The organism is Anaerolineales bacterium (genome assembly GCA_037382465.1).
Lineage (GTDB): Bacteria > Chloroflexota > Anaerolineae > Anaerolineales > E44-bin32 > WVZH01.
The window spans coordinates 13,363-34,209 of sequence record JARRPX010000019.1; the positions used below are offsets into that span (position 1 = coordinate 13,363).

General features: G+C 55.6%; 23 protein-coding genes. All 23 read left to right on the forward strand.

Translation table 11 applies throughout. The features are described from left to right. Positions 1 to 275 precede the first annotated feature (275 nt). A complete protein-coding gene (locus P8Z34_06945; GenBank protein MEJ2550400.1) occupies positions 276 to 2,357 on the forward strand; it encodes an ATP-binding protein in 2,082 nt (693 codons plus the stop codon). 247 nt (positions 2,358 to 2,604) lie between these two features. Further along, a complete protein-coding gene (locus tag P8Z34_06950; GenBank protein MEJ2550401.1) occupies positions 2,605 to 3,600 on the forward strand; it encodes a hypothetical protein in 996 nt (331 codons plus the stop codon). Positions 3,601 to 3,632: 32 nt separating this feature from the next. Then, the gene (locus tag P8Z34_06955) at positions 3,633 to 4,385 is read left to right on the forward strand and encodes a sulfite exporter TauE/SafE family protein (protein MEJ2550402.1); all 753 of its coding nucleotides are present in this window, start codon (positions 3,633 to 3,635) and stop codon (positions 4,383 to 4,385) included. Between the two features lie 13 nt (positions 4,386 to 4,398). Then, positions 4,399 to 5,499 carry an ATP-binding protein gene (locus P8Z34_06960; GenBank protein MEJ2550403.1) on the forward strand — a complete coding sequence of 367 codons (1,101 nt, stop codon included), beginning with the start codon at positions 4,399 to 4,401 and terminating at the stop codon, positions 5,497 to 5,499. Continuing rightward, positions 5,496 to 6,176, forward strand: coding sequence for a response regulator transcription factor (locus tag P8Z34_06965; GenBank protein ID MEJ2550404.1), 681 nt, complete (start codon positions 5,496 to 5,498; stop codon positions 6,174 to 6,176). The genes P8Z34_06960 and P8Z34_06965 overlap by 4 nt, the downstream gene beginning before the upstream one ends. A 300-nt stretch (positions 6,177 to 6,476) precedes the next feature. Continuing rightward, on the forward strand, positions 6,477 to 7,064 hold the full coding sequence (locus P8Z34_06970; GenBank protein MEJ2550405.1) for an NADH-quinone oxidoreductase subunit J: 588 nt from the start codon (positions 6,477 to 6,479) through the stop codon (positions 7,062 to 7,064). Positions 7,065 to 7,099: 35 nt separating this feature from the next. Continuing rightward, a complete protein-coding gene (locus P8Z34_06975; GenBank protein MEJ2550406.1) occupies positions 7,100 to 7,411 on the forward strand; it encodes an NADH-quinone oxidoreductase subunit K in 312 nt (103 codons plus the stop codon). A 3-nt stretch (positions 7,412 to 7,414) separates the two neighbouring features. Then, complete coding sequence (locus tag P8Z34_06980) at positions 7,415 to 9,163, forward strand: NADH-quinone oxidoreductase subunit L (protein ID MEJ2550407.1); 1,749 nt, start codon at positions 7,415 to 7,417, stop codon at positions 9,161 to 9,163. A gap of 1 nt (position 9,164) precedes the next feature. After that, positions 9,165 to 10,682, forward strand: a complete 1,518-nt coding sequence (locus tag P8Z34_06985) for a proton-conducting transporter membrane subunit (protein ID MEJ2550408.1) — start codon at positions 9,165 to 9,167, stop codon at positions 10,680 to 10,682. A 42-nt stretch (positions 10,683 to 10,724) separates the two neighbouring features. Continuing rightward, complete coding sequence (locus P8Z34_06990; protein ID MEJ2550409.1) at positions 10,725 to 11,039, forward strand: hypothetical protein; 315 nt, start codon at positions 10,725 to 10,727, stop codon at positions 11,037 to 11,039. 13 nt (positions 11,040 to 11,052) lie between these two features. Further along, on the forward strand, positions 11,053 to 11,571 hold the full coding sequence (locus P8Z34_06995) for an NADH-quinone oxidoreductase subunit B family protein (GenBank protein ID MEJ2550410.1): 519 nt from the start codon (positions 11,053 to 11,055) through the stop codon (positions 11,569 to 11,571). Beyond that, positions 11,558 to 12,049 (forward strand): NADH-quinone oxidoreductase subunit C, encoded by a 492-nt coding sequence (locus tag P8Z34_07000; protein ID MEJ2550411.1) that lies wholly within the window; start codon positions 11,558 to 11,560, stop codon positions 12,047 to 12,049. The genes P8Z34_06995 and P8Z34_07000 overlap by 14 nt, the downstream gene beginning before the upstream one ends. Beyond that, complete coding sequence (locus P8Z34_07005) at positions 12,049 to 13,236, forward strand: nickel-dependent hydrogenase large subunit (GenBank protein MEJ2550412.1); 1,188 nt, start codon at positions 12,049 to 12,051, stop codon at positions 13,234 to 13,236. Before P8Z34_07000 ends, P8Z34_07005 begins: the two co-directional genes overlap by 1 nt. Continuing rightward, positions 13,211 to 14,152, forward strand: coding sequence for an NADH-quinone oxidoreductase subunit H (locus P8Z34_07010; protein MEJ2550413.1), 942 nt, complete (start codon positions 13,211 to 13,213; stop codon positions 14,150 to 14,152). The genes P8Z34_07005 and P8Z34_07010 overlap by 26 nt, the downstream gene beginning before the upstream one ends. Then, positions 14,149 to 14,559 carry a 4Fe-4S binding protein gene (locus P8Z34_07015; GenBank protein MEJ2550414.1) on the forward strand — a complete coding sequence of 137 codons (411 nt, stop codon included), beginning with the start codon at positions 14,149 to 14,151 and terminating at the stop codon, positions 14,557 to 14,559. Before P8Z34_07010 ends, P8Z34_07015 begins: the two co-directional genes overlap by 4 nt. Continuing rightward, positions 14,513 to 15,067, forward strand: a complete 555-nt coding sequence (locus P8Z34_07020) for a hydrogenase maturation protease (protein MEJ2550415.1) — start codon at positions 14,513 to 14,515, stop codon at positions 15,065 to 15,067. Before P8Z34_07015 ends, P8Z34_07020 begins: the two co-directional genes overlap by 47 nt. A 15-nt stretch (positions 15,068 to 15,082) precedes the next feature. Continuing rightward, positions 15,083 to 16,150, forward strand: a complete 1,068-nt coding sequence (locus tag P8Z34_07025; GenBank protein ID MEJ2550416.1) for a 4Fe-4S dicluster domain-containing protein — start codon at positions 15,083 to 15,085, stop codon at positions 16,148 to 16,150. Continuing rightward, entirely contained in the window at positions 16,147 to 16,998 is an 852-nt protein-coding gene (locus P8Z34_07030) for an FAD/NAD(P)-binding protein (GenBank protein ID MEJ2550417.1), read from the forward strand. Before P8Z34_07025 ends, P8Z34_07030 begins: the two co-directional genes overlap by 4 nt. Then, a complete protein-coding gene (locus P8Z34_07035; protein MEJ2550418.1) occupies positions 16,998 to 17,768 on the forward strand; it encodes a hypothetical protein in 771 nt (256 codons plus the stop codon). Before P8Z34_07030 ends, P8Z34_07035 begins: the two co-directional genes overlap by 1 nt. Next, positions 17,755 to 19,056, forward strand: a complete 1,302-nt coding sequence (locus P8Z34_07040; protein MEJ2550419.1) for a Ni/Fe hydrogenase subunit alpha — start codon at positions 17,755 to 17,757, stop codon at positions 19,054 to 19,056. Before P8Z34_07035 ends, P8Z34_07040 begins: the two co-directional genes overlap by 14 nt. Positions 19,057 to 19,093: 37 nt before the next feature. After that, entirely contained in the window at positions 19,094 to 19,639 is a 546-nt protein-coding gene (locus tag P8Z34_07045; GenBank protein MEJ2550420.1) for a hydrogenase maturation protease, read from the forward strand. A 150-nt stretch (positions 19,640 to 19,789) separates the two neighbouring features. Continuing rightward, positions 19,790 to 20,386, forward strand: coding sequence for a pentapeptide repeat-containing protein (locus P8Z34_07050; protein ID MEJ2550421.1), 597 nt, complete (start codon positions 19,790 to 19,792; stop codon positions 20,384 to 20,386). Positions 20,387 to 20,409: 23 nt separating this feature from the next. Continuing rightward, positions 20,410 to 20,826, forward strand: a complete 417-nt coding sequence (locus P8Z34_07055) for a response regulator (GenBank protein ID MEJ2550422.1) — start codon at positions 20,410 to 20,412, stop codon at positions 20,824 to 20,826. Positions 20,827 to 20,847 lie beyond the last annotated feature (21 nt).

Below are 20,847 nucleotides of genomic sequence, written 5' to 3' on the forward strand. Positions count from 1 at the left end.
ATTGTGAAGGTTCGTACTAAATAGTGTGCATCGGTTGACGAGAAAAGGCAAGCGACATTTTTCACAAACGCCTATGTCATCCATAACAATCACATTGGATGCGGTGAAACGCAGTCTTCAATATAAAGACATCAACGCGGATAAAATCTGCAGATTGAGATCAAATGAAAACTGGGGTAGATTCGTACGTAGTCGAACCCATAGAATAATGCCAGCGCCTCATCGTATTGTGGCGCACGATTTCTAACCAAGCTGCTCACCTGGGGTATACAACGATGAAACGTATGAAACTGAATCTCTCCGCTCAATTGGTACTTGGTTTTGTGGTCCTGGCATTGCTTACAACCGTTGCTATCGGAATACCCGCAATCCAATTACTCGACGAACGCCTGGAGCAACAAGCCTGGGCCCAGGTCGACCAGGGAGCGAGGGCGTCCAAAGCCTTATTATCGGCCACGGAAAACGACGTTCAAAATCTGGCCAGATTGACAGCACAACGCCCCACCCTATTGGAACTCCTCGCAGAATCGGAGCAAGCAGCTTTATCCGAATACCTCAACACGTTACGGCTTACGACCGGCCTGGACATGATTCTCCTTTGCGACAACGAGAATCGCTTGCTAACGATGAATGAGGACTTCGCCCTTTTTCCCCAATGCGAGGACATCATCCTGCCGGGTTACCACGTTCTAACGAGCACTGGAAATCCAGATGTGATGCTGACGGACACGAGCGTCGTATATTCAGGAGAGCATGTAATCGCCAGGGTGGTCGTGGGAATGCAGATGGATACCGCATTCATGGCAAGGATGAAATCCCAAACGGATATGGAACACTTGCTCTGGGTGAACGGCGTGTTGGCCGCGACCAATTTCCGGGTGGTGGACGAACGATCTGAGTTTAACAGCCCGAGGCAAGACGATGGTATTGCCCAGGATGGTTTTCGAACCAGCTTTTCATTAATGGACAATCTCTACTACGCCACTTCCTATACCATCCAGCAGACTCAATTGGAAATGGAAGTCGCCCTCGATGTAACCGACATCCTCACCACCCGCCGGCAGTTGGTGTGGAGTTTAATCGGCATTATTTTCGTCATCGCGGCGATAGGTTCAACATTGGGAACGATTCTGGCCAGAGGCATAGGAAAATCGTTTCAAAATCTTGCCGCTGCTGCCGCAAGGATCAGTGAGGGCGATCTTTCAACCCCCGTGCGCTTCGAATCTCACGTGCGGGAGGCGGCACTCGTTGCACAAACGCTGGAAAAAGCTCGTCTGGATCTAAATCGAACCGTGACGGAATTGCGTGCCGAAAAAGCCTGGGGCGACCATCTTCTGGAAGCGATCGTGGAAGGGATCGTCACGCTGGATTCGGACAACAACATCACCTTCTTCAGTTCGGGCGCGGAGAAGATCTCGGGCTGGTCTGCAGGAGAAGTACTCGATCGCCAATGCGACATGTTCTTCAAACCCATCGATCACGATCAGACCTTCACGGAACTCATCCCATCTCCCGGTCAACGTCGCCGGTTTCGCGTCGAAATGGCAGCCAACAAGACTGCCATGCTGGCGATTTCAGGCGCCAGGCTCGCTCCTTCGGAGGCGCACGGCGCCGAGGTCGTCTTCGTGTTTCGGGACATCAGTGAGGAGGATTCGGTTCATCGTTTGATGGGGCACTTCATGGCCAACATATCTCACGAATTTCGTACGCCCCTCACAGCCGTAGCGGCTTCGGTCGAACTCCTTTTAGAAGAAGCTGACGATCTTAGTCCGGGCGAGCTGCAGCAGTTGCTGAATTCCCTTCACCTGGGCCTGTTGAGTCTGCAAACTCTGGTCGACAATCTCATCGAAAGCGCAAGCATCGAGACCGGACATTTCCGTGTGTCACCCCGTGCTGCAGAACTCTCGAATATCATCGGGGAAGCCGTGGCGATAATGCGACCCCTTCTCGAGAAGTACGAACAGAGTCTTGACGTTCAACTTCCTCCCGATCTGCCACTGGTGAGAGCCGACCCACGGCGGTCTACGCAGGTCATCGTCAACTTGCTGTCGAATGCCAATAAATACGCGCCGACCGGATCGCATATCGATCTGCGGGCGACCGAGGAGGGAAACCACATCAAAGTCGAAATTGCCGATCGCGGCCCCGGCATTCCGGATAAATATCGAGATGGAATTTTCCGACGATTTGCCTACCTCGTCCAGGACGATCAGGCTTCAGCGCAATACGGAGCTGGCCTGGGCTTATCCGTGGTGAAGGCGATCGTCGAAGCACAAAGCGGCGCCACCGGCGTCGCAGACAATCCCGAGGGAGGTTCGATCTTTTGGTTTACGCTGCCGATCCAGGAGGCGATTTGAACGTGCCGATTTTCGACCACGATCGTGAGACAGCCGAAGTGAAACCCTTGATCCTGCGGTGGGAAAACACATAAACCGTTCGAGTCTAAACCGGCAAATTGACATTGATGCAAGAATAGAAGCACCATTCGGTCCCATCATTTGAGATAAAATCCCATTCATTTTTGTTACCGCGTCGTTACAACTTCGTAACGCTTCTTATCACCACCTTCGCCAACAATTCTTAAAAAGGTACAACGGTGGTGATATGACGAAATCGCAAGCGTTAGATTTCCCCAACATCACCCTTGACGATTTTGAAGTGGATCTGCAATTGGTCCGCAGATACCCTGCCGATCTCGCTTACCGTTTCCACAGCATCCCGATTGCAGAGACGGAAGATCATTTCACCGTCGTCATGGCGGAACCCGAAAATCGAGCTGCACGCGCCGCGATCCAAAAAGCTTACCGCAAGCGTGCACATCTGCTGCGCGGCGATCCGGAAATCGTCGATGCATTGATCCACAAGTACATCCCCAAAACCCGGAATGGTCGAATCCTAATTTGCTGTGGTGCGGATCGAACGCCCAGCTTGGACGAATACGCACACACATTCGACCCGATAATCGAGGCCGAGATCGTCGACCATTGTCAAATCGAATCTACGGCCGGCCTGACGGATGAATTCATTGACAACGCCAACGGTTACCAACTCGTCTTTCTTTCCACACCGCCATCGTCGTTATCCGAAAGGATCGTGCACGGATCGTGGGAACTGCGTGCAATAGAACGTCTGAACACTTCCTGCCTGATTCCACGCTCGCCGCGCCTGCCCATACGATCGCTCATGGTCTTGCTGCACTGCGGTGACGACGTGGTCGCGACTGCGGATCTCGTCGGACGTATCGCCTCCTCGACAAACGCCGGGGTCGTCATTCTCGTCGTGCTGCCGCAGGTGCCGCTGATGTATCGGGGCTTGAGCAAAATGAGATTGTCCCTGTCGGACATCCTGCAATCGCAGTCCACACTCGGCTGCCAACTGCGGGAGATTTCAAGAATACTGTGCCAGGAGCCGATCCGTGGAGAGATACGCCTGCACCAAGGACTGCCCGATCACGCAATTCAGGAGGAAATTTCGGAGTCGAAAATTGATCTCATCGTCACGGCCAAACCCAGGAAACGCCGTTGGTCATTCATGCACGAGGACGACACCGTCGGCCGTTTGCTGCGCTGGATCGAACGGCCCGTGCTGCTTACGGCGTAAAACCGGCCCCAATCGTATTGGATTGAAAGACCATGCACATCATCTTTCCCATCCTTCCCCTCGCCTTCATTTGCGAGTTGGTCGATTCCTCGTTGGGCATGGGATACGGGACCACGCTTACGCCGGCCCTTCTACTTCTCGGATACGAACCGGTGGTGATCGTGCCCTCGGTGCTGTTTTCCGAATTCATCACAGGCCTGTTGTCGGGGATATTTCATCAGGAATTCGGAAACACCAATCTCCGTCCCGGAACACGCGATTTTAAAATCACACTCATCCTCAGTCTGCTCAGCATCTTCGGCGTCGTCGCCGCAGTTTTCATCACATTGAACATACCCGCCTGGGTCGTCAAAGCCTACATCGGCATCATCGTGACGGGAATCGGCATCATCATCCTGGTGCGCCGTTCCAAGGACGCAAGATTTTCCTGGAATCGACTTGCCTGGCTGGGAACGCTTGCGGCTTTCAACAAGGGCTTAAGCGGTGGGGGTTATGGACCAGTCGTGACCGGAGGCCAACTGCTCGTCGGAGTCGAAGGCCGCAACGCAATTGCAATCTCGGGCGTCGCAGAAGGGGTAACGAGTGCGGTAGGTGTGCTTATCTTCATACTCAATGGAGTAGCGCTTGATCCAAGTTTGACGCCGAGTTTAACCATCGGTGCGGTACTTTCGGTTCCGGCCGCCGCATACATCGTCAGTAAACTGTCCGTAAAGAGAATCACGTCCGCAATCGGAGGCACGATGCTTGCGCTGGGCGGCTACACACTGATACGAATTTTGATCTGATCCGTGATACGCCATGTTCAAAACCAAGAAATCCAAACGGTCCGTAGAAACATCGACGCCCATAAAAATGTGGCTCGAGAACCTCATCCAGGGTTCAGCGGAGAACGTGATTCACCTCGACGCTAACGGCAGGATCACTTCACTCAACCCAAATGCGAGGCATACCACAGGATGGGGAAGAGATCGGATTTTAAACATCACTTCCGACGAGATGGTTTTTCCCCTCAAGGTTGAAGACGAACGGCATACGCAAGCCGGAACGGCAGCAACTGAGAGGACGCCGGAAACCATCTCGCAGATGCAAGAAATAGAACTGGCCATCATCGAAATTGCAAAGGCTTACGTGCCTCCCGCCGGCGAGGGCGAAGAAAAGGTATTCTTCATCCTGCGCGACATCACGGAGGAAAAAGCCGCCGACAGCCTGCGTTCCTACTTTTTAGGCAACATCACCCACGAATTTCGGACCCCGCTTTCTGCGATCAACGCTTCGGTCGAAGTTCTCCTGGAAGAGATCGAAAACCTCTCGAAAGAAGATTTGAGCGGACTACTCGGCTCGATCCATTTAAGCGTTTCCGGATTGCAGACCCTGATCGACAACCTGCTCGAGAGCATCAGCATCGAAGCCGGTCATTTCCGCATTCACAAGCGGCCGACCAGATTGGATGCCGTTCTCGTCGATGCGATGCGCGTAATGCAGCCGCTGCTCACACGCCGCCGGCAGCAAGTCCTCATCCGCAAACCGAAGCGTTTGCCAACCATACTGGCGGACCCAACCCGCCTGACGCAGGTTCTGGTCAATTTGATATCGAACGCCAGTAAATACAGTCCGATTGGAACCCAGATCGAGCTCACGCTGGAAAAAATCGATGGCAAGATGATGCGCGTTACGATTGCCGACCGAGGCGATGGAATTCTGGGGAAGGATAAAGAGCAGGTTTTTCATCGCTTTATCAGACTTGGCAACAGCGATGGAACGCAGTATGGTATTGGTTTAGGATTATCCGTCGTGAAAGCCATTATCGAAGAACACTGCGGAGAAATTGGCGTGGAAGACAGGCGAGATGGTGGATCGATCTTCTGGTTCAAACTCCCCATCAACGGACGGCAGACGTGAAGGCTCTGATTGTCGACGATGATCTTGCTCTAGCTGACGTGGTTTCATTCACCATGCGGAGAGCCGGATTCGAAGTCATCGTCGCCCACGACGGTCAAACCGCTTTGGATCGTTGGCGTGAGGCCGAACCCGACCTGATCATTCTCGACATCAACCTGCCGAAACTCAATGGGCTAGCCGTTTGCCAGCGTATTCGTTCCGAAGCTTCGACCCCCATCATCATCCTCAGCGTGCGCGGCGAAGAAGACGACGTCGTTAAGGGACTTGAATTGGGTGCAGATGATTACATCGTAAAACCATTCAGTCCCCGGCAGCTCGTTGCCAGATCTGAAGCCGTGCTGCGCAGATCAGAAACGAAACCGATTTCAAACGCCCCGCTGACGGCCGGAGATCTCACTCTGGATCTGACCCGCAACGAAATCAAGTCTAGTGATAAGGCGCCTATCAGACTGACAAAACTCGAGACTCGCCTGATGGAAATCATGATGATCAATCCCGGTCAGGTTCTCCATTTCGACATGTTGATCGACTCGATATGGGGCCCGGCCTCCGGCGATCGAGTGATGCTCAAGCAGCTCGTCTACCGGCTGCGCCGCAAGGTCGAGCCTGACCCGGCAAAACCGTGTCTTCTCATCACGATCAGCGGCATCGGATATTCGTTGGAAGTTACCAAATAACCGAACAGAAATCCGAGACTCCTCACAGCGATTCGTCAATCCCGTTCATAAATCCGCCTAAAGTTACGCTCTGTTACTGAATTGTTACCCAGGCACAACCGGGCCTGTTACCGCGAGTGCCTACACTGCGTTTGACGAAACGAACCCATCTTGACCGCATATCTGCGTATGAGGAAAACCATCCTGCAGTAGATATTGCAAGGAATTAACGATGCCCAACGAACGAAAAGCGTCGCGCCGCCGAGAACATTTCCTTTCGACTAATATCTTCGCTGTTGATTCGAAGGATTTCTCATGGAGATGATTTCAATACACGCGGTGCTGATATTTGCCGCATTGCTGTGCGCGCTGCAGGCCATCCGCTCGGTACGTCTCCTGACCTCAGCACTATGGCTCGCCGGCCTCAGCGCATTACTTTCCATTCTCTTCTACATTCTTGGCGCCGAACGAGTCGCCGTGATTGAACTCAGCGTCGGCGCCGGGTTGGTTACGGTCCTGTTTGTGTTCGCCATTAACGTTGCCGGCGATCAAGAACTCAAAGGTCGAGAGATCATCCCCATCCCCTTCGCTGTGGGGCTCGTACTGATCGGCATCGTGCTCTTGATCCGCTTCATCGTTCCTTTAGAACCCCCGCTGCGTACTTCTCGACCTGAATCGTTCGTCGAAACCCTATGGGGATTGAGAGGCTTGGACACGCTGGTGCAAATCGTGCTGATCTTCTCCGGCGTACTGGGCTTGTTGGGGATCCTGGCCGAGGCAAAAGCGCCTCTCGATGGTGCCGCCACGGAGGAAGTGGCTGCACTGCGGGAACGTGACCTGCAGGCGCTCGCTCACCAATCCACTGCAGCTACCGAGAGAATTTCGCAGACGACACCCGAGTCATTGTAAGGAGCTAGCGTGAAGGAACAATCGAAGGAGACGTCATGGAACTTTCCTCGTTGAACGTCTTATTTATCGGGGTAGCAGCCTTGCTGGGGATTGGGTTGTACGGCATGTTGGTCAGCCACAACCTGATCAAAATCGTGGTCGCGCTTCAAATTCTGGTGAAGTCCGCTTTGCTGGCGCTGATCAGCGCCGGCTTGGCGCGTGACGAAATCCAACTCTCACAAAGTCTCGCGCTGACCGTCATCGTCGCCGACACGATCGTTGCCGTGATCGGCATCGCCCTCGCCGTTCAAGTACGCCGCCGAATCGGTTCGCTCGACGTGCGGGACATGAGCCAGTTGAAGGGATAATCCATGGCCGTCGTCTTCGTCTCGCTCTGTATTGTTCTACCCTGGATTGGCTCGATCACCGTCTGGCGCTGCGGCAACGATCGACCTGGGTTGCAGCATGCATTGGCCTCTGTTTTCGCCGTCGCAGCAGGAGTAGTGTCGCTCCTGATGCTGCTCGGACCAACGGAGGCCCCCGTGGTACGCATTCCCATGGGAGACTTTTTCGGCGAACTCACTCTCGTACCTGACGGCCTGGGAATCATCCTGGCGATCATCGCATCGGTCGTAGGCAGTCTGGCGGTCGTTTTTTCAATCGATTACATGCGCGGCGATGCACAGCTCGGTCGCTACTACGCCTTGATCCTTTTCTTCATCGGCGCCATGTCGGGACTAGGCCTTTCCGGCAGTATGTTGTTGATGTTCTTCTTCTGGGAAATTACGGCATTCTGCTCTTACGCCCTGATTTCATTCCACAACGACGACCCCAAAGCTGTCGCCGGCGGCGTGAAAGCGCTGATCGTCACACAGTTTGGCGGGATCGGCCTTCTCATCGGCGCGCTGATCATTCGTTCCCACACCGGCAGCTATCAAATCCGCGATTTTCTCGAAACCGCTCCGGCGTTCGAATCGGGTCTACTTAGTGCCATCGGATTTGGGTTCCTGCTTGCAGCCATGGCGAAATCCGCGCAGTTCCCGCTGCATACCTGGCTGCCGGATGCCATGGAAGCGCCCACACCCGTCACGGCGCTCATTCACGCCGCCACGATGGTTAACGCCGGCGTCTATCTGCTGGCGCGCTTCTACCCGGCGTTCGAAGACGTAGCCGGTTGGAAAACGAGCGTGATGATCGTAGGACTGCTGTCTGCCCTCCTGGCAGCGTTGATGGCGACGAGAGCCAACGATATCAAGCGGGCTCTGGCGTATTCGACCATCAGTCAATTGGGCTACATGATCTATGCAATTGGAGTCGGGGGGATCTTCGCCAGCATGTTTCACCTGCTCAGCCACGCCGTATTCAAGGCGCTGCTGTTCCTGGGCGCCGGTGCGGTCATCCACGCCGCCGGTACGCGTGACATGCGGCGTATGGGCAATTTATCCAAGAAAATGCCCGTCGTCCATGCAGCTTTCATAATTGGAGGGCTGGCGCTCGCCGGTCTACCCTTCACCAACGGATTCTTCAGCAAAGAATTGATTTTGGAAAACGGGCTTCTGCGTGGCCCGCAGTGGGCTTTTTTATGCATGCTCGCCGGCGTCGGTTTGACCGCGTGGTACACACTGCGTATCTACGCCATGACATTTCGCGGTCAATCTGACGAAACTCGCCTCGTTCACGCTGCGCCGCGCGCCATGAAAACCTCGCTCATGATTCTCGCCGCAGGCGCGCTTACGACCTGGCTGTTTGCTGCCGGTTTCAGCTCGCTGCTGGCGGAGTCCCTGCCCTATCACGGCATTCACGCAACGAGCAATATCTCGCTCATACGTGAAATCATAAGTGCCCCCTTGACCTACGTCGCGCTGCTTGTGATCATCGCCGGTGGCGCAATCTGGCAGTTCCGCGAGCGCGTGGCAAAGGTATTCCGTATACCCGCACCGGTGACGCAGTTCGTCGATTCGGGCTACGGAATTGAAATACCTTACACGGCCTTCGTGCGTATCACGCAGCAGGCGTCCAGGTTTCTGCGCGCAACGCACAGCGGGCAGCTCAATTTGAATGTTGCGGGTATCAGCGCCGCACTGTGCATCCTGCTGGCACTCCTTCTGGCCGGAGTTTGAGATGGCTTCGATTGCATTTCGTTGGCTCGTCGCAATTCCCCTGATCGCCTCGCCTTGTATCTACCTGGCAGGTCGTGTCGGATTGCGTATGAAGTGGAACAAAGTCGCGCAAGTTGTAGGCTTTGGTTTACTCACCGCGGCCTGGATCCCGTTTCTGTTGTCGGCGAACGACTACGCCGCCTCGGGAACACTCTCACTCCGCATCGGAAGCATCTCACTCCAAATGGACGGTTTGAGCCTGCTCTTTATCGGAATCACTCTGATTCTGGGAACCCTCGTGGCTCTTTTCTCACAATCGTACATAGCGAGGGAAGAAGGACGAGATAAATTCTTCGCCATGCTCGCGGCCATGATCGGCGTGATGATCGGCCTCGCCTGCGCCGCCGATCTGTTCAACCTGTGGATCTGGTTCGAGGCGATGGCCGTCACCTCGTATCTACTTGTCGCCTTCTACCGCGAAATGCCTCATTCTCTGGAAGCCGGCGTGAAGTATCTCGTGCAAAGCGCCGTAGGCTCGACGCTGGTATTGATCGGCATCAGCCTCGTCTTCTCGCAATACGGCGACCTCAATCTTGCTGTGATCCGTCAGAATGCGGCGACCTCCCCCATCCTTCTCGCGGCCGGCGGTCTTTTCATTATCGGCTTCGGAGTGAAGACGGCGCTCGTGCCGCTTCACACCTGGCTGCCCGACGCGCACTCCCAGGCGCCGAGCGGGATCAGTGCCATGCTCTCTGGAGTGGTCATCGAAGCAGGTTTGATTGCACTACTTCGATGTCTGAGTTCACTGTCCGACATTTCATCGACGTGGGGCGCGCTGCTGATGGGCTTTGGCTGCTTGAACATGCTCGCCGGGAATCTTCTCGCACTGGGGCAGAAGCAGGTCAAGCGTATGTTTGCCTATTCTTCCGTCGCGCACATGGGCTACATGCTCCTCGGCCTGGGAATTTCGTATTACACCAACGATCCCAATGGAGCACAGGGAAGCCTCTTTCATCTGATCAACCACGGAATTATGAAAGGTCTGGCTTTTCTGGCTGCCGGATCACTACTCTATGCGCTGCATATCGTGATGGATCGGCATTCGCCCCTGCATATCGAAGACCTGGCTGGCGCCGCCCGGCTTTACCCCATTCCGGCCCTGGCACTCAGCGTCGCCGTACTCAGCCTGGGCGGTCTCCCACCACTGGCGGGTTTCACGTCGAAGTGGCAAATTTTCGTTGCCGGATTCGAGACGAAAAACACGCTCATCATCCTGCTGATCGGCTTTGCGGCATTGAACAGCGTCCTGTCCCTGGCGTACTACGTGCCGCTGGTGAACATGCTCTACAGGAACAGACCTTCGAAAGGAGTGCTTGTCGGCGGTCGCATCCCGTGGAGCATGAACTTGCCGTTGATCGCCCTTACGTTATTGATCCTCCTGCTGGGTGTATGGCCGACGCTCGCCGACGGCGTCACCATTCCGGCTGGACAAGCAGTCATGCGAGGCGTCATCGATGTATCGACCGTTGCACTTCCGTAGTGTTTCGAAGACATCCATGATTCCCGGAACACGGAGCGAACGATGGTTACCCTGATCGTCTATCCAGTCGTTTCTTTCTTGATCTACCTTGGTCTTACTTCGCTTGTATATTTGATTGGCCGTCACCTGGCCGGCGCGGCGGTGAAAACAAACATGAAGTCGAGCACGTATGCCAGCGGCGAGGTCGCGCCGACGAAGATCGCGGCACCCGGATATCGACCTTTTTTCATCGTAGCATTGTTCTTCGCCATTTTGCACCTGGGCACACTCATGCTGGGAAGCGGCGGGACGAACTCGATCACCAGTATCTATCTCGCAGGCTTGATTCTGGCCTTACTGGCTTTGATCCTGGGTTGAAAGGTAGATCGACATGGATACGGACGGCAGATTGCGATGGCTGAATCTCGCCACGATGAAGATGTGGGCGCGGATCAATTCGCCCTGGGTTTTGCATTTCAACTCGGGTTCCTGTAACGGATGCGACATCGAAATACTGGCTACGCTGACGCCCAGATACGATCTGGAACGCTTCGGCGTAAAGCTGCAGGGCAGTCCACGCCACGCCGATGTCCTCCTGGCCACGGGAGCCGTTTCGAGACAGGCGCGCGACCGTTTGCTGCGTATCTACGAACAGATGCACACGCCCAAATTCGTCGTTGCCATCGGTGCCTGTGCGCTGACCGGCGGCGTCTTCCAGGGCTGTTACAACACGCTTGGCGGTATCGATAAACTGCTCCCTGTCGATGCGTACATTCCCGGCTGTCCGCCTCGTCCGGAAGCAATCATCGACGGCGTCGTCAAATTGTTGAACAACCTGTGGGCACCTAAATTGGAGCAGGCGCGCAGCCACACATCCGTTTATGGAGCGCGGGACGATGAAAGATACTGAAAAAATACTGCAGCCCGCTTCTCAACTGCTAGAGCAGTGGATGTGGAAGACCGAGGTGGCGCATCCTGAAACGAACCGCCTGGATGTGCGCCTCAGTACGGTAGATGATTTGATTCCCATCGTCGCCGGTCTCCGCGTCCTTCGGCTGGGTTATCTGAGTGCCATTACGGGCTTGGATCCCGGTATCGAAATTCCCGACTTGGAAGTGCTCTACCACTTCTGTATCGGCGAAGCCATCATTACGCTGCGCCTGAACGTACCGCGATCCGAAGGTCATCTACCCAGCCTGTACGAGATCATTCCCAGCGCAGAATCCTTCGAACGCGAACTGCAGGAGATGTTTGGGATACGTATCGATGGTCTGCGAAATCCATCGCGCCTCTATCTACCGGATGATTGGCCGGAAGACGTTTATCCGCTGCGTAAAGATCTCGATCAAAACAAACTCAGATCATCCATGACTTTGAGAGAAATTTGATGGAAAAACAAACGACAAGGCAAAGCTTCACCGTGCCCATCGGACCGCAACATCCGGCGCTCAAAGAACCGTCCCACTTTCGCATCAGCGTCGACGGAGAGATCGTTACTGACGCCTCCGTACGACTTGGCTATGCGCATCGCGGCATCGAGAAAGCCACCGAAAGCAGGACCTGGATACAGAATCTGTACCTGCTGGAACGCATCTGTGGTATCTGCTCCCACATCCACGGCATGACATACTGCCTCGCCGTCGAGCGCCTCGCCCAGACCAAAGCACCCGCCCGAGCTCAGGCAATCCGCGTCCTCTTTGCCGAACTCGAGCGCATCCACAGCCATCTGCTCTGGCTTGGCGTCACCGCGCACGAAGCCGGCTTCGACACGCTTTTCATGTATAGCTGGCGAGATCGCGAAACGGTCATGGATATCCTGGAGCAGCTTTCCGGCAACCGGGTCAATTATTCCGCCAACGTACTCGGCGGCGTGAAATTCGATGTGGAAGACGCGCATATCGAGCCCATCTTGAAGGGGATCGACTTCCTGGACGAACGAACGCGGTTCTATCTCGAAGTCGTCTCTACAGACGCCTTGTTCCTGCAGCGTACGCGGAACATCGGAACCATGAGCCGGCTGTACGCAGAAGTTCTGGGAACCGTAGGGCCGACCGCTCGCGCCTCCGGCGTCGATCGAGACATTCGCACCGAAGCGCCCTATGCGGCCTACGATCGCTTCCCCATCCAAATCACCCTGGACGATAAGGGCGATCTGGAAGCGCGCGTCCTGGTCCGCCTCAGAGAGCTGTTCGAAAGCTACCGGGTCATCCGGCAGATACTGGCAAACCTGCCTCCTGGCGAACTGACCGTCCGCATGCCGCGGCGCATCCAGCCAGGAGAAACGGTCATTCGAACGGAAGCGCCGCGCGGTGAATTGTTCTACTTCATCCGCAGCAACGGCAGCGACATGCCGGAGCGGGTTAAAGTGCGTACACCGACGATCTGCAATCTGCTTTCGGTCGTTAAGCTTGCCGTGGGGCATCAATTGGCCGACGTGCCGATGATCCTGGCCGGGATCGATCCCTGTTTCTCGTGCAACGATCGTATGGTGGTCATCGATCAGGCGAACCAAATCAGCCGGCGGTGGCAGTGGAAGGATTTGCGACAGCATGGAATTGAACACTATCAGCAGTGAACTGCGCAATCTGTTCGCGTTGGCCGTTTTCCCGGGAGGCTGCTTTCTCATCCTGCTCGGTCTGTCCTACGAGTGGGTGGATCGAAAGCTGTTGGCGCGTTTTCAGAACCGCATTGGCCCGCGTTGGTTTCAGCCGTTTGCCGACACGCTCAAATTGCTGGCGAAAGAAGAGGTGATCCCGGAGAACGTCGATCGGCGCCTGTTCGTCGGCCTCCCGATCGTCGCCCTGACCGGCGCGCTCACGGCCGGCCTTTACATTCCCGTCCTCGGCATGAAAACCACATTCGGTTTTCCCGGAGATCTGATCGTCACACTGTACATGCTGAGTCTGCTCACGCTTTGCATGGGTCTCGCCGGCGCAAATACGCTGGATCGCTTTTCTCTGATCGGAGCCACACGCACCCTGAATCAACTCTTCTCGTACGAATCGCCGTTCCTGCTGGCGCTCCTGGGTCCGGCGTTATTCAGCGGGAGCTGGCAGATCTCCGAGATCATCGCCTCGGCCGGAGGCCGTTGGCTGCTGCTGTCACAACCCGTTGGTTTTCTCGCGGCCATGATCGCCCTGATGGGAAAATTGGAACTCCCGCCCTTCGACGCGCCCGAAGCAGAAACGGAGATCGTCGCCGGAGCCCTGACGGAATATTCCGGCCGCGGATTGGCGCTCTTCCGCCTCGGGAAAGGCGTCGAACTGGTCGTTGGCCTGACGCTCGTCTCCGCACTCTATCTCGGAGGGATTGACGATCCGCTCACATTCTTTATCAAGACGCTGGCACTGCTCGTAATCATCGTCGTGATACAAGCGCTGCTTACCCGCCTGCGCATCGATCAAACCGTCGGACTTTGGTGGCGTTACGGAGCGCTGCTGGTCTTACTGCAGTGGTTCGTCTTGATTTTGCTGCAAGGGAGTGCAACATGAAACTCGCCGCAATGATCGGGGACATCGCCTCCGCTTTCGTCCGTCCTCCGATTACCGAACGATACCCATTCAAACGTCGTGAGATCCCGCTGCGGTTGCGCGGCATGCTTCGTTGGGATTCGGAAAACTGCATCGGCTGCGGACTTTGCGCCAAGGACTGTCCAGCTGCGGCAATCGAATTGATCGTCCTCGACAAGAAAGCGAAGCGCTTCGTCATGCGCTACCACCCCGACCGCTGTACGTTCTGCGCGCAGTGCGTCTTCAGCTGTCGCCAGGAATGCCTGTCGCTGTCGAACACGGAGTGGGAACTGGCGGTCACGCAGAAAGCTGAGCTTATCCGTAACTATGGTGACGAACAAGATGTCGAAGAAGTGTTGGCTGGAGACCTTGCGCGGGATTCTGGCTGATCTCGAAGCACACGGTCGTGAAACGCGATTGGCGATCATCGGGATCGGCCACGAGCTGTGTGGCGATGATGGCCTCGGCGTGGCGATCTCTCAAGCATTGGAAATCGTCTTTCAGAATCACGGCCACGTACAGGTATTCACTGCAGGTCCGGCGCCGGAGAATCTTTGCGGACCGCTGCGGTGGTTTGCTCCCGATCTCGTCGTGTTGATCGACGCCGCGGACGTCGCGCAGAAACCCGGGGATATCCGCTGGCTCGATCTGCAGAAGACCGACGGCGTGAGTGCTTCGACGCACACTCTCCCCCTGCGAATTTTGGCGGATTATCTGATCGCCGAAATCGGCTGCAAGATCGTCCTGCTGGGCGTTCAGCCGGCGAAACTTGCCTACGGGCCGATCTCCGAGGCCGTCGAAGAAAGCGTCCGGACGATCATCCAGGGCTTTCGCGGGCTGCTCACTTTCGAGCCATTCCTTTCCCGCCAAACGCATCGTTCAACGATTAACCGGTGAAGGAGTTTGAATTTCATGTGTCTATACACGGTGGCTAAAAAATCGTTTTCGTCATGGATCGGATCTCTCATCGGCCGCTACCGTTTCGTGGGTCCGACCGCTCGCCGGGATGACTTCGTGTTTGCCGAGATGACCGACGCTGCGCTTCTGGCTCTCGATTACACGACCACGGTACTTCCACCCAAAAAAATCTTGCTGCCCCCAAGAGAGACGCTGCTCGAATTCGAAAAAGGCACGCAGGGCACACGGGTCACGCCGATTTTTGACGATCGAACGACCATCATCTTTGGCATGCACACCTGTGACCTGCACGCCGTTCGACTCGTCGATCGTTTCTTCGAACAGGGTGCTGCGGATCAAACCTACCTGCGTAGAAGAGCGGCCACAACGATCGTCAGCATCGAATGTCTGCAACCGTGTTCGCCGTACTCTTTTTGTAAGAGCATGGGTACGTACACCATTCAGGAAGAATACGACCTGCACCTCACGGACATCGGAAACGCATATGTATGCGAGGTGGGTTCCGATAAAGGATCTGCGCTGATCGATCTGTGTCCGGACGCACGCCAGACCAGGGGGAGCGAAATCATCGAAATGAACCGTACGCTCAGCGAAAAATGGAGTCGCTTTCCCGATCACCTGGAAGCGGATCTCAACACGCTGCCCAGTATCATGACACTCTGCTACGAGAACCCCCTCTGGCGGGAGCTTGGCGAGCGGTGTTTGGGATGCGGTGTGTGCAACATCGTTTGCCCGACCTGCTACTGTTTCGACGTGGTCGACGAGGTCGCGCTCGACCTGCAGCACGGCGAACGCTATCGTATTTGGGATTCCTGCCAAATCGACGCTTTCGCGGCTGTCGCAGGGGGGCACAATTTCCGCCGCGAGCGCTCCGATCGTCTGCGGCATCGCTTCATGCACAAGGCGAAATATCAATACGAAGCTTTGGGATACCCCGGCTGCGTTGGTTGCGGAAGGTGCGCGCAATCATGTTTGGCGGAAATTTCGCCCCTCGACGTGTTCAACCGCCTGCATCACGCCGTCATTCCCGGCGCCGCCATTCATGAGGAGCTGGTCCGATGACGATACCGCTCACTAAAGACGTAAGCAGCGAGGCGCTGTATCTGCCGACGATGATGCCGATCCGCAGCGTCCGCTCCCTTACGCCCCAGGAGAAATTGTTCCAAATTGAGACGCCGGCCGCCGAAACGCTGGGACACACGCCGGGCCAATTCGTCAAGGTTTCCGTCCTGGGAATCGGCGAGGCGCCGATCAGCATTTCCTCCTCACCCAGCCGAAGCACATCGACGTTCGAACTCTGCATCCGCCGTGCAGGATCGGTGACCAACGCCTTGCACGGATTGGGCGCCGGCGACGAAATCGGCGTTCGCGGCCCATTCGGGCAAGGTTTTCCGGTCGATCTCTTTCGCGGGCACGACATGCTCTTCATCCCCGGCGGCCTCGGCCTCGCACCGCTGCGTTCTCTGATCAACGAGGTTTTGGATCACCGCGATCAGTTCGAGCGCGTGATCGTGCTGTACGGCGCCCGGCGGCCTGCCGAACTTCTTTTTCGAGATGAATTGGACGAATGGCAGGCACGCGAAGACGTCGAACTGCATCTGACGGTCGATCAAGCGGAAGACGATTGGCGAGGCAACGTCGGTGTGATCACCACCTTGATCCCCGGCATTCGGCTGCATTCCAGGAACACCATCGCCGTGACATGCGGGCCGCCCGTAATGTACCGCTTCGTGTTGATGGAATTACTGGGCAAAGGCCTGTCGGAATGGAACATCTGGCTCAGCCTCGAACGCCGCATGAAATGCGGCGTCGGCAAATGCGGCCACTGTCAGCTCGATCACCTGTACACCTGCCAGGACGGTCCTGCCTTCCCTTATGCAAAAATCAAATACCTCAAGGAGGCTTTCTGATGATGAAATCCGCTCCGACAGTCGCCTTCTTCGATTTCGCCGGATGCGAAGGTTGTCAGCTTACGGTTCTCGACGCACTGCAAACCCACCCCGACCTGCTTTCGGCTATTGAGATCGTTGAATTTCGAGAGGCGATGAGCGAAAAGGCCGATTCCTATGACGTGGCCTTCGTCGAAGGCTCGTGCACTCGCGAGAGTGACGAAACGAGGTTGAGGCGAATCCGTGACCAGGCGACCATCGTCGTCGCCTTGGGCGCCTGTGCACACACAGGCGGCGTGAACGCCATGCGCAACGATCATGAAATTGACAATTTGAAACGAGTCGTCTACGCCGACGCGTTCGATCATTTCGAAGCGCATCAAACACGTCCGATATCGGAAGTCATCCGCATCGATGCCTTCCTACCCGGTTGTCCGATCGATCGTGAGGAATTCATCCGAGCGGTAAAGGCGCTTTGCCTTGGACGCATGCCTGTGATTCCTGAGGTCCCCGTCTGCATGGAATGCAAACTCAGTGAAAACGCATGCCTGCTTCAGCAGGGAAAACCCTGCCTCGGTCCCATAACGCGTGCTGGCTGCGGAGCCCTCTGCCCCAGTCTTGGCGTCGGCTGCGAAGGGTGCCGCGGAATGATTCCCAATCCCAACCTCGAAGCTTTGGAAACGATATTCTCCCAGAAACGATGCAGCCCACGTGAGCTGCGTTCTATGCTGAGCCTGTTCCTGACGCATCCACTTCAATCCGAAGAGGTCACGGCCTATGAAAGCAGTTAAAACGAAAGCCATCCAGATCGACATTCAGCATCTGACTCGTGCCGAAGGACACGGGAACATCGTCGTCGACTTCGACAACGGGGAACTCAACAAATGCGCACTCGAAATCGTCGAAGCGCCGCGCTTCTTCGAGGCGCTGATGCGCGGAAAGCCCTATCGGCAGGCCTCGCACATCGCCTCCCGCATCTGCGGGATCTGCGCGGTGACGCACGCAACTGCCTCGCTACGCGCCAGCGAAAAGGCACTGGGGATCGTGCCCAGCCCGCAAACCACGCGGCTGCGGAAACTCAACATTCTCGGTGAAATGCTAGACAGTCACATCCTGCACGTCTACATGCTCGTGGCTCCCGATTTGTTGGAAGTAGGGAGCGTCATCCCGCTGGCCAGCTCTGCACCCGAGCTCGTGCTGCGTGCGTTGAAAATGAAAAAAGTTGCCGGAGACCTATGCCAGCTCATCGGTGGACGCCACACCCATCCCATTTCGATGGTTACGGGCGGCTTCACGCATTATCCGTCAAGAGAAAGCCTGGTCGAACTCTATGATCGCCTGGTAGACCTGCGTCATGAGATGGATGCCACCGTCGACACGTTTCAAGACCTCCATTTCCCCGAATTCGAAAACGAGACGGAATACTTGGCCCTCCACACCGAGGGAGAATACTGCCTTATCGATGGAGAGATTATCAGCAGCGACGGTGGTTCCTGGCCGGTCGAGGAATACCTTGAGGTGACAAACGAAACCGTCGTTCACCACTCCACTGCAAAACACTCACGCAACCAACGCCGCTCCTACCTGGTCGGCGCGCTGGCAAGGTTCAACATCAATTTCGCCGACCTCCATCCGAAAGCCCGCTCTGCGGCTTCTGCGCTGGATTTGAAGCCGAAATGCGTCAATCCTTATCTCAACACCGTCGCGCAGATCGTAGAGATGGTCCATTGCGTGGAAGAAGCGATCGCCATTCTTACCCGGATCACGAGAGAAGGCCTGTCAGTCGAACTGCCCGTCGTACAGAAACGTCCTTCGGGCGAGGGTGTCGGCGCCTGCGAAGCCCCGCGCGGTACGCTCTACCACCACTACGCCATCCAGGACGAAACGATATCGTTTGCGAATTGCATCACGCCCACCGCACAGAATCTGGCCAACATCGAAGCGGACATGCGCGCCCTCGTACCGCAGTTCTGCGGACAAGGTAAAGAAACACTCAGCAGGCATTTGGAGATGCTGGTCAGAGCCTACGATCCGTGCATCTCTTGCTCGACACACGCTCTGGAGGTCCGTTTTATATAGAGGAGCCTATCCCGTGGGAGACACAGGATTCGATTCCATGCGACTACTTCAGTATGAAAGTTATCCCATCCAGCAAGCATTTAACACCCCTGGAAACCTTGTGCTTTCGCTGGGCAATCCGATGCGTGGCGACGACGGGATAGGCTCCCGAATCATCGAGTGCTTGAAAGACCATCCGCAATTACCCGAGCACGTGACATTAATGGACGCCTCGATATTACGACCGGAGTACCTGCTCAGCTTGAATTCTTACGGACGAATCTTGATCGTAGATGCGGCAGAAATCGGCCGGCGTGTAGGAGACTGGATGAAGGTCGAAATCAAGACCGACGAGGCAAATCCACATCTTCTCAACAAGATGACTTCCTGCCACGACCTGTATTTGACGGACATGATCCGCATGGGTCTTATCCTCGGTCTCTGGCCTGCGTTCGTTGAACTGTATGCTGTTCAACCCGCTCAATACGATTGGGGCGCTGGTTTAAGCCGGCAAGTTCGAGAGGCCGTCCCACTCCTGTGCAGCGAGATCATTCGCCAGCTCAATTCGCCGTTGTGCAAAGCCGCTCCGGACAAGATCATATGATCCAGAGCCTCTGTTACCGGAATGATACCGAATCGAGACTGCAGTTGTTACTACCCGGGCTTAGATTGAAAAAGAACCACGATACCGAACGGAAATCGATTCACCACGCTACACCCGGATCGGTCCAAACGGAGTAACAAGGAGGCAGTCATGAGCACGGTGATGCAGTTGATTCGGAAATTACGAAACCCGGAGAATAAAATCGTTTTGCAAGCTGTTGCGGAATTGCGGGCCAGGGGCTGGCTCGAAGACGGTTCCCTGAAAGGAATCCCACTCTGCTACGCCCATCTGCAGAATGCGGATCTGTTCAAGGCAAACCTGACCAAAGTCGATTTGCATCAAGCGAATCTGGAATCCGCCGACTTGAGTCTGGCAAATCTGCAAGACGCCAAATTGGCCAGGGCCAAGATGTGTAACGCCAATTTCGATGAAGCCTTCCTCCAGGGCGCCGATTTCTTCAAGGCCAATCTACACGGAGCCCACAACTTGAATGAACGGCAGCTCACTCAGGTAAAACGCCTTTGGGGTGCTATTATGCCGGATGGTGCGTCTTACGATGGACGCTACAACTTGTCCGGCGATTTGGAATTCGCCAGGTGGGGCAAAATCGATATCGCCGATCCGGAGGCAATGGCGGATTTCCTCGGCGTACCGTTGGAAGTCTACTTACGCGGCCAGGAACGAACCCGGCTCGTCGTCGAGGAGACTTCAGAACTGTTCATAGATCTCAGCGAAGAGATGCTGTAATCCTTCAGAAAGGAATTGCGACCATGTCCAAGATTCTGATTATCGATGACGATCCCGATATTGTAACCGCCGTTCACATGGTTCTCGAAAATGCGGGCTACCAGGTGCTCGACGCCGCAAACGGAAAAGAAGGCGTCAAGGTCATCAAGGAGGACCGGCCCAATCTGATCATTCTCGACGTGATGATGGACACGGCCACCGAGGGTTTTCAGTTTGCGCTCAAACTCCGCAATCCTGATCCGGCGTCGGATTATGCGGAATTCAAAGACATCCCCATTCTCATGTTGACGGCTATCCACAGCACGACCCCCTTGAAGTTCGAGCCCGACATCGAATATCTGCCCGTCGAGCTCTTCGTCGATAAACCGATCGATCCGGATGACCTTCTCGGAAAGGTGGAATGGCTGCTGGAGGCGCAGCAGGTATCAACAGCAGAGTAGGAACGGATCTTCCTGGATGTA

Bases quoted from the DNA above. Each gene is read 5' to 3' on its own strand.
- P8Z34_07045 (MEJ2550420.1), top strand. From the start codon at position 19,094: ATGCGACTACTTCAGTATGAAAGTTATCCCATCCAGCAAGCATTTAAC.
- P8Z34_06985 (MEJ2550408.1), top strand. From the start codon at position 9,165: ATGGCTTCGATTGCATTTCGTTGGCTCGTCGCAATTCCCCTGATCGCC.
- P8Z34_06950 (MEJ2550401.1), top strand. From the start codon at position 2,605: ATGACGAAATCGCAAGCGTTAGATTTCCCCAACATCACCCTTGACGAT.
- P8Z34_06995 (MEJ2550410.1), top strand. From the start codon at position 11,053: ATGGATACGGACGGCAGATTGCGATGGCTGAATCTCGCCACGATGAAG.
- P8Z34_07020 (MEJ2550415.1), top strand. From the start codon at position 14,513: ATGTCGAAGAAGTGTTGGCTGGAGACCTTGCGCGGGATTCTGGCTGAT.
- P8Z34_07030 (MEJ2550417.1), top strand. From the start codon at position 16,147: ATGACGATACCGCTCACTAAAGACGTAAGCAGCGAGGCGCTGTATCTG.
- P8Z34_06990 (MEJ2550409.1), top strand. From the start codon at position 10,725: ATGGTTACCCTGATCGTCTATCCAGTCGTTTCTTTCTTGATCTACCTT.
- P8Z34_06975 (MEJ2550406.1), top strand. From the start codon at position 7,100: ATGGAACTTTCCTCGTTGAACGTCTTATTTATCGGGGTAGCAGCCTTG.
- P8Z34_07035 (MEJ2550418.1), top strand. From the start codon at position 16,998: ATGATGAAATCCGCTCCGACAGTCGCCTTCTTCGATTTCGCCGGATGC.
- P8Z34_06970 (MEJ2550405.1), top strand. From the start codon at position 6,477: ATGATTTCAATACACGCGGTGCTGATATTTGCCGCATTGCTGTGCGCG.
- P8Z34_07025 (MEJ2550416.1), top strand. From the start codon at position 15,083: ATGTGTCTATACACGGTGGCTAAAAAATCGTTTTCGTCATGGATCGGA.
- P8Z34_06960 (MEJ2550403.1), top strand. From the start codon at position 4,399: ATGTTCAAAACCAAGAAATCCAAACGGTCCGTAGAAACATCGACGCCC.
- P8Z34_07015 (MEJ2550414.1), top strand. From the start codon at position 14,149: ATGAAACTCGCCGCAATGATCGGGGACATCGCCTCCGCTTTCGTCCGT.
- P8Z34_07000 (MEJ2550411.1), top strand. From the start codon at position 11,558: ATGAAAGATACTGAAAAAATACTGCAGCCCGCTTCTCAACTGCTAGAG.
- P8Z34_07010 (MEJ2550413.1), top strand. From the start codon at position 13,211: ATGGAATTGAACACTATCAGCAGTGAACTGCGCAATCTGTTCGCGTTG.
- P8Z34_06980 (MEJ2550407.1), top strand. From the start codon at position 7,415: ATGGCCGTCGTCTTCGTCTCGCTCTGTATTGTTCTACCCTGGATTGGC.
- P8Z34_07050 (MEJ2550421.1), top strand. From the start codon at position 19,790: ATGAGCACGGTGATGCAGTTGATTCGGAAATTACGAAACCCGGAGAAT.
- P8Z34_07055 (MEJ2550422.1), top strand. From the start codon at position 20,410: ATGTCCAAGATTCTGATTATCGATGACGATCCCGATATTGTAACCGCC.
- P8Z34_07040 (MEJ2550419.1), top strand. From the start codon at position 17,755: ATGAAAGCAGTTAAAACGAAAGCCATCCAGATCGACATTCAGCATCTG.
- P8Z34_07005 (MEJ2550412.1), top strand. From the start codon at position 12,049: ATGGAAAAACAAACGACAAGGCAAAGCTTCACCGTGCCCATCGGACCG.
- P8Z34_06955 (MEJ2550402.1), top strand. From the start codon at position 3,633: ATGCACATCATCTTTCCCATCCTTCCCCTCGCCTTCATTTGCGAGTTG.
- P8Z34_06945 (MEJ2550400.1), top strand. From the start codon at position 276: ATGAAACGTATGAAACTGAATCTCTCCGCTCAATTGGTACTTGGTTTT.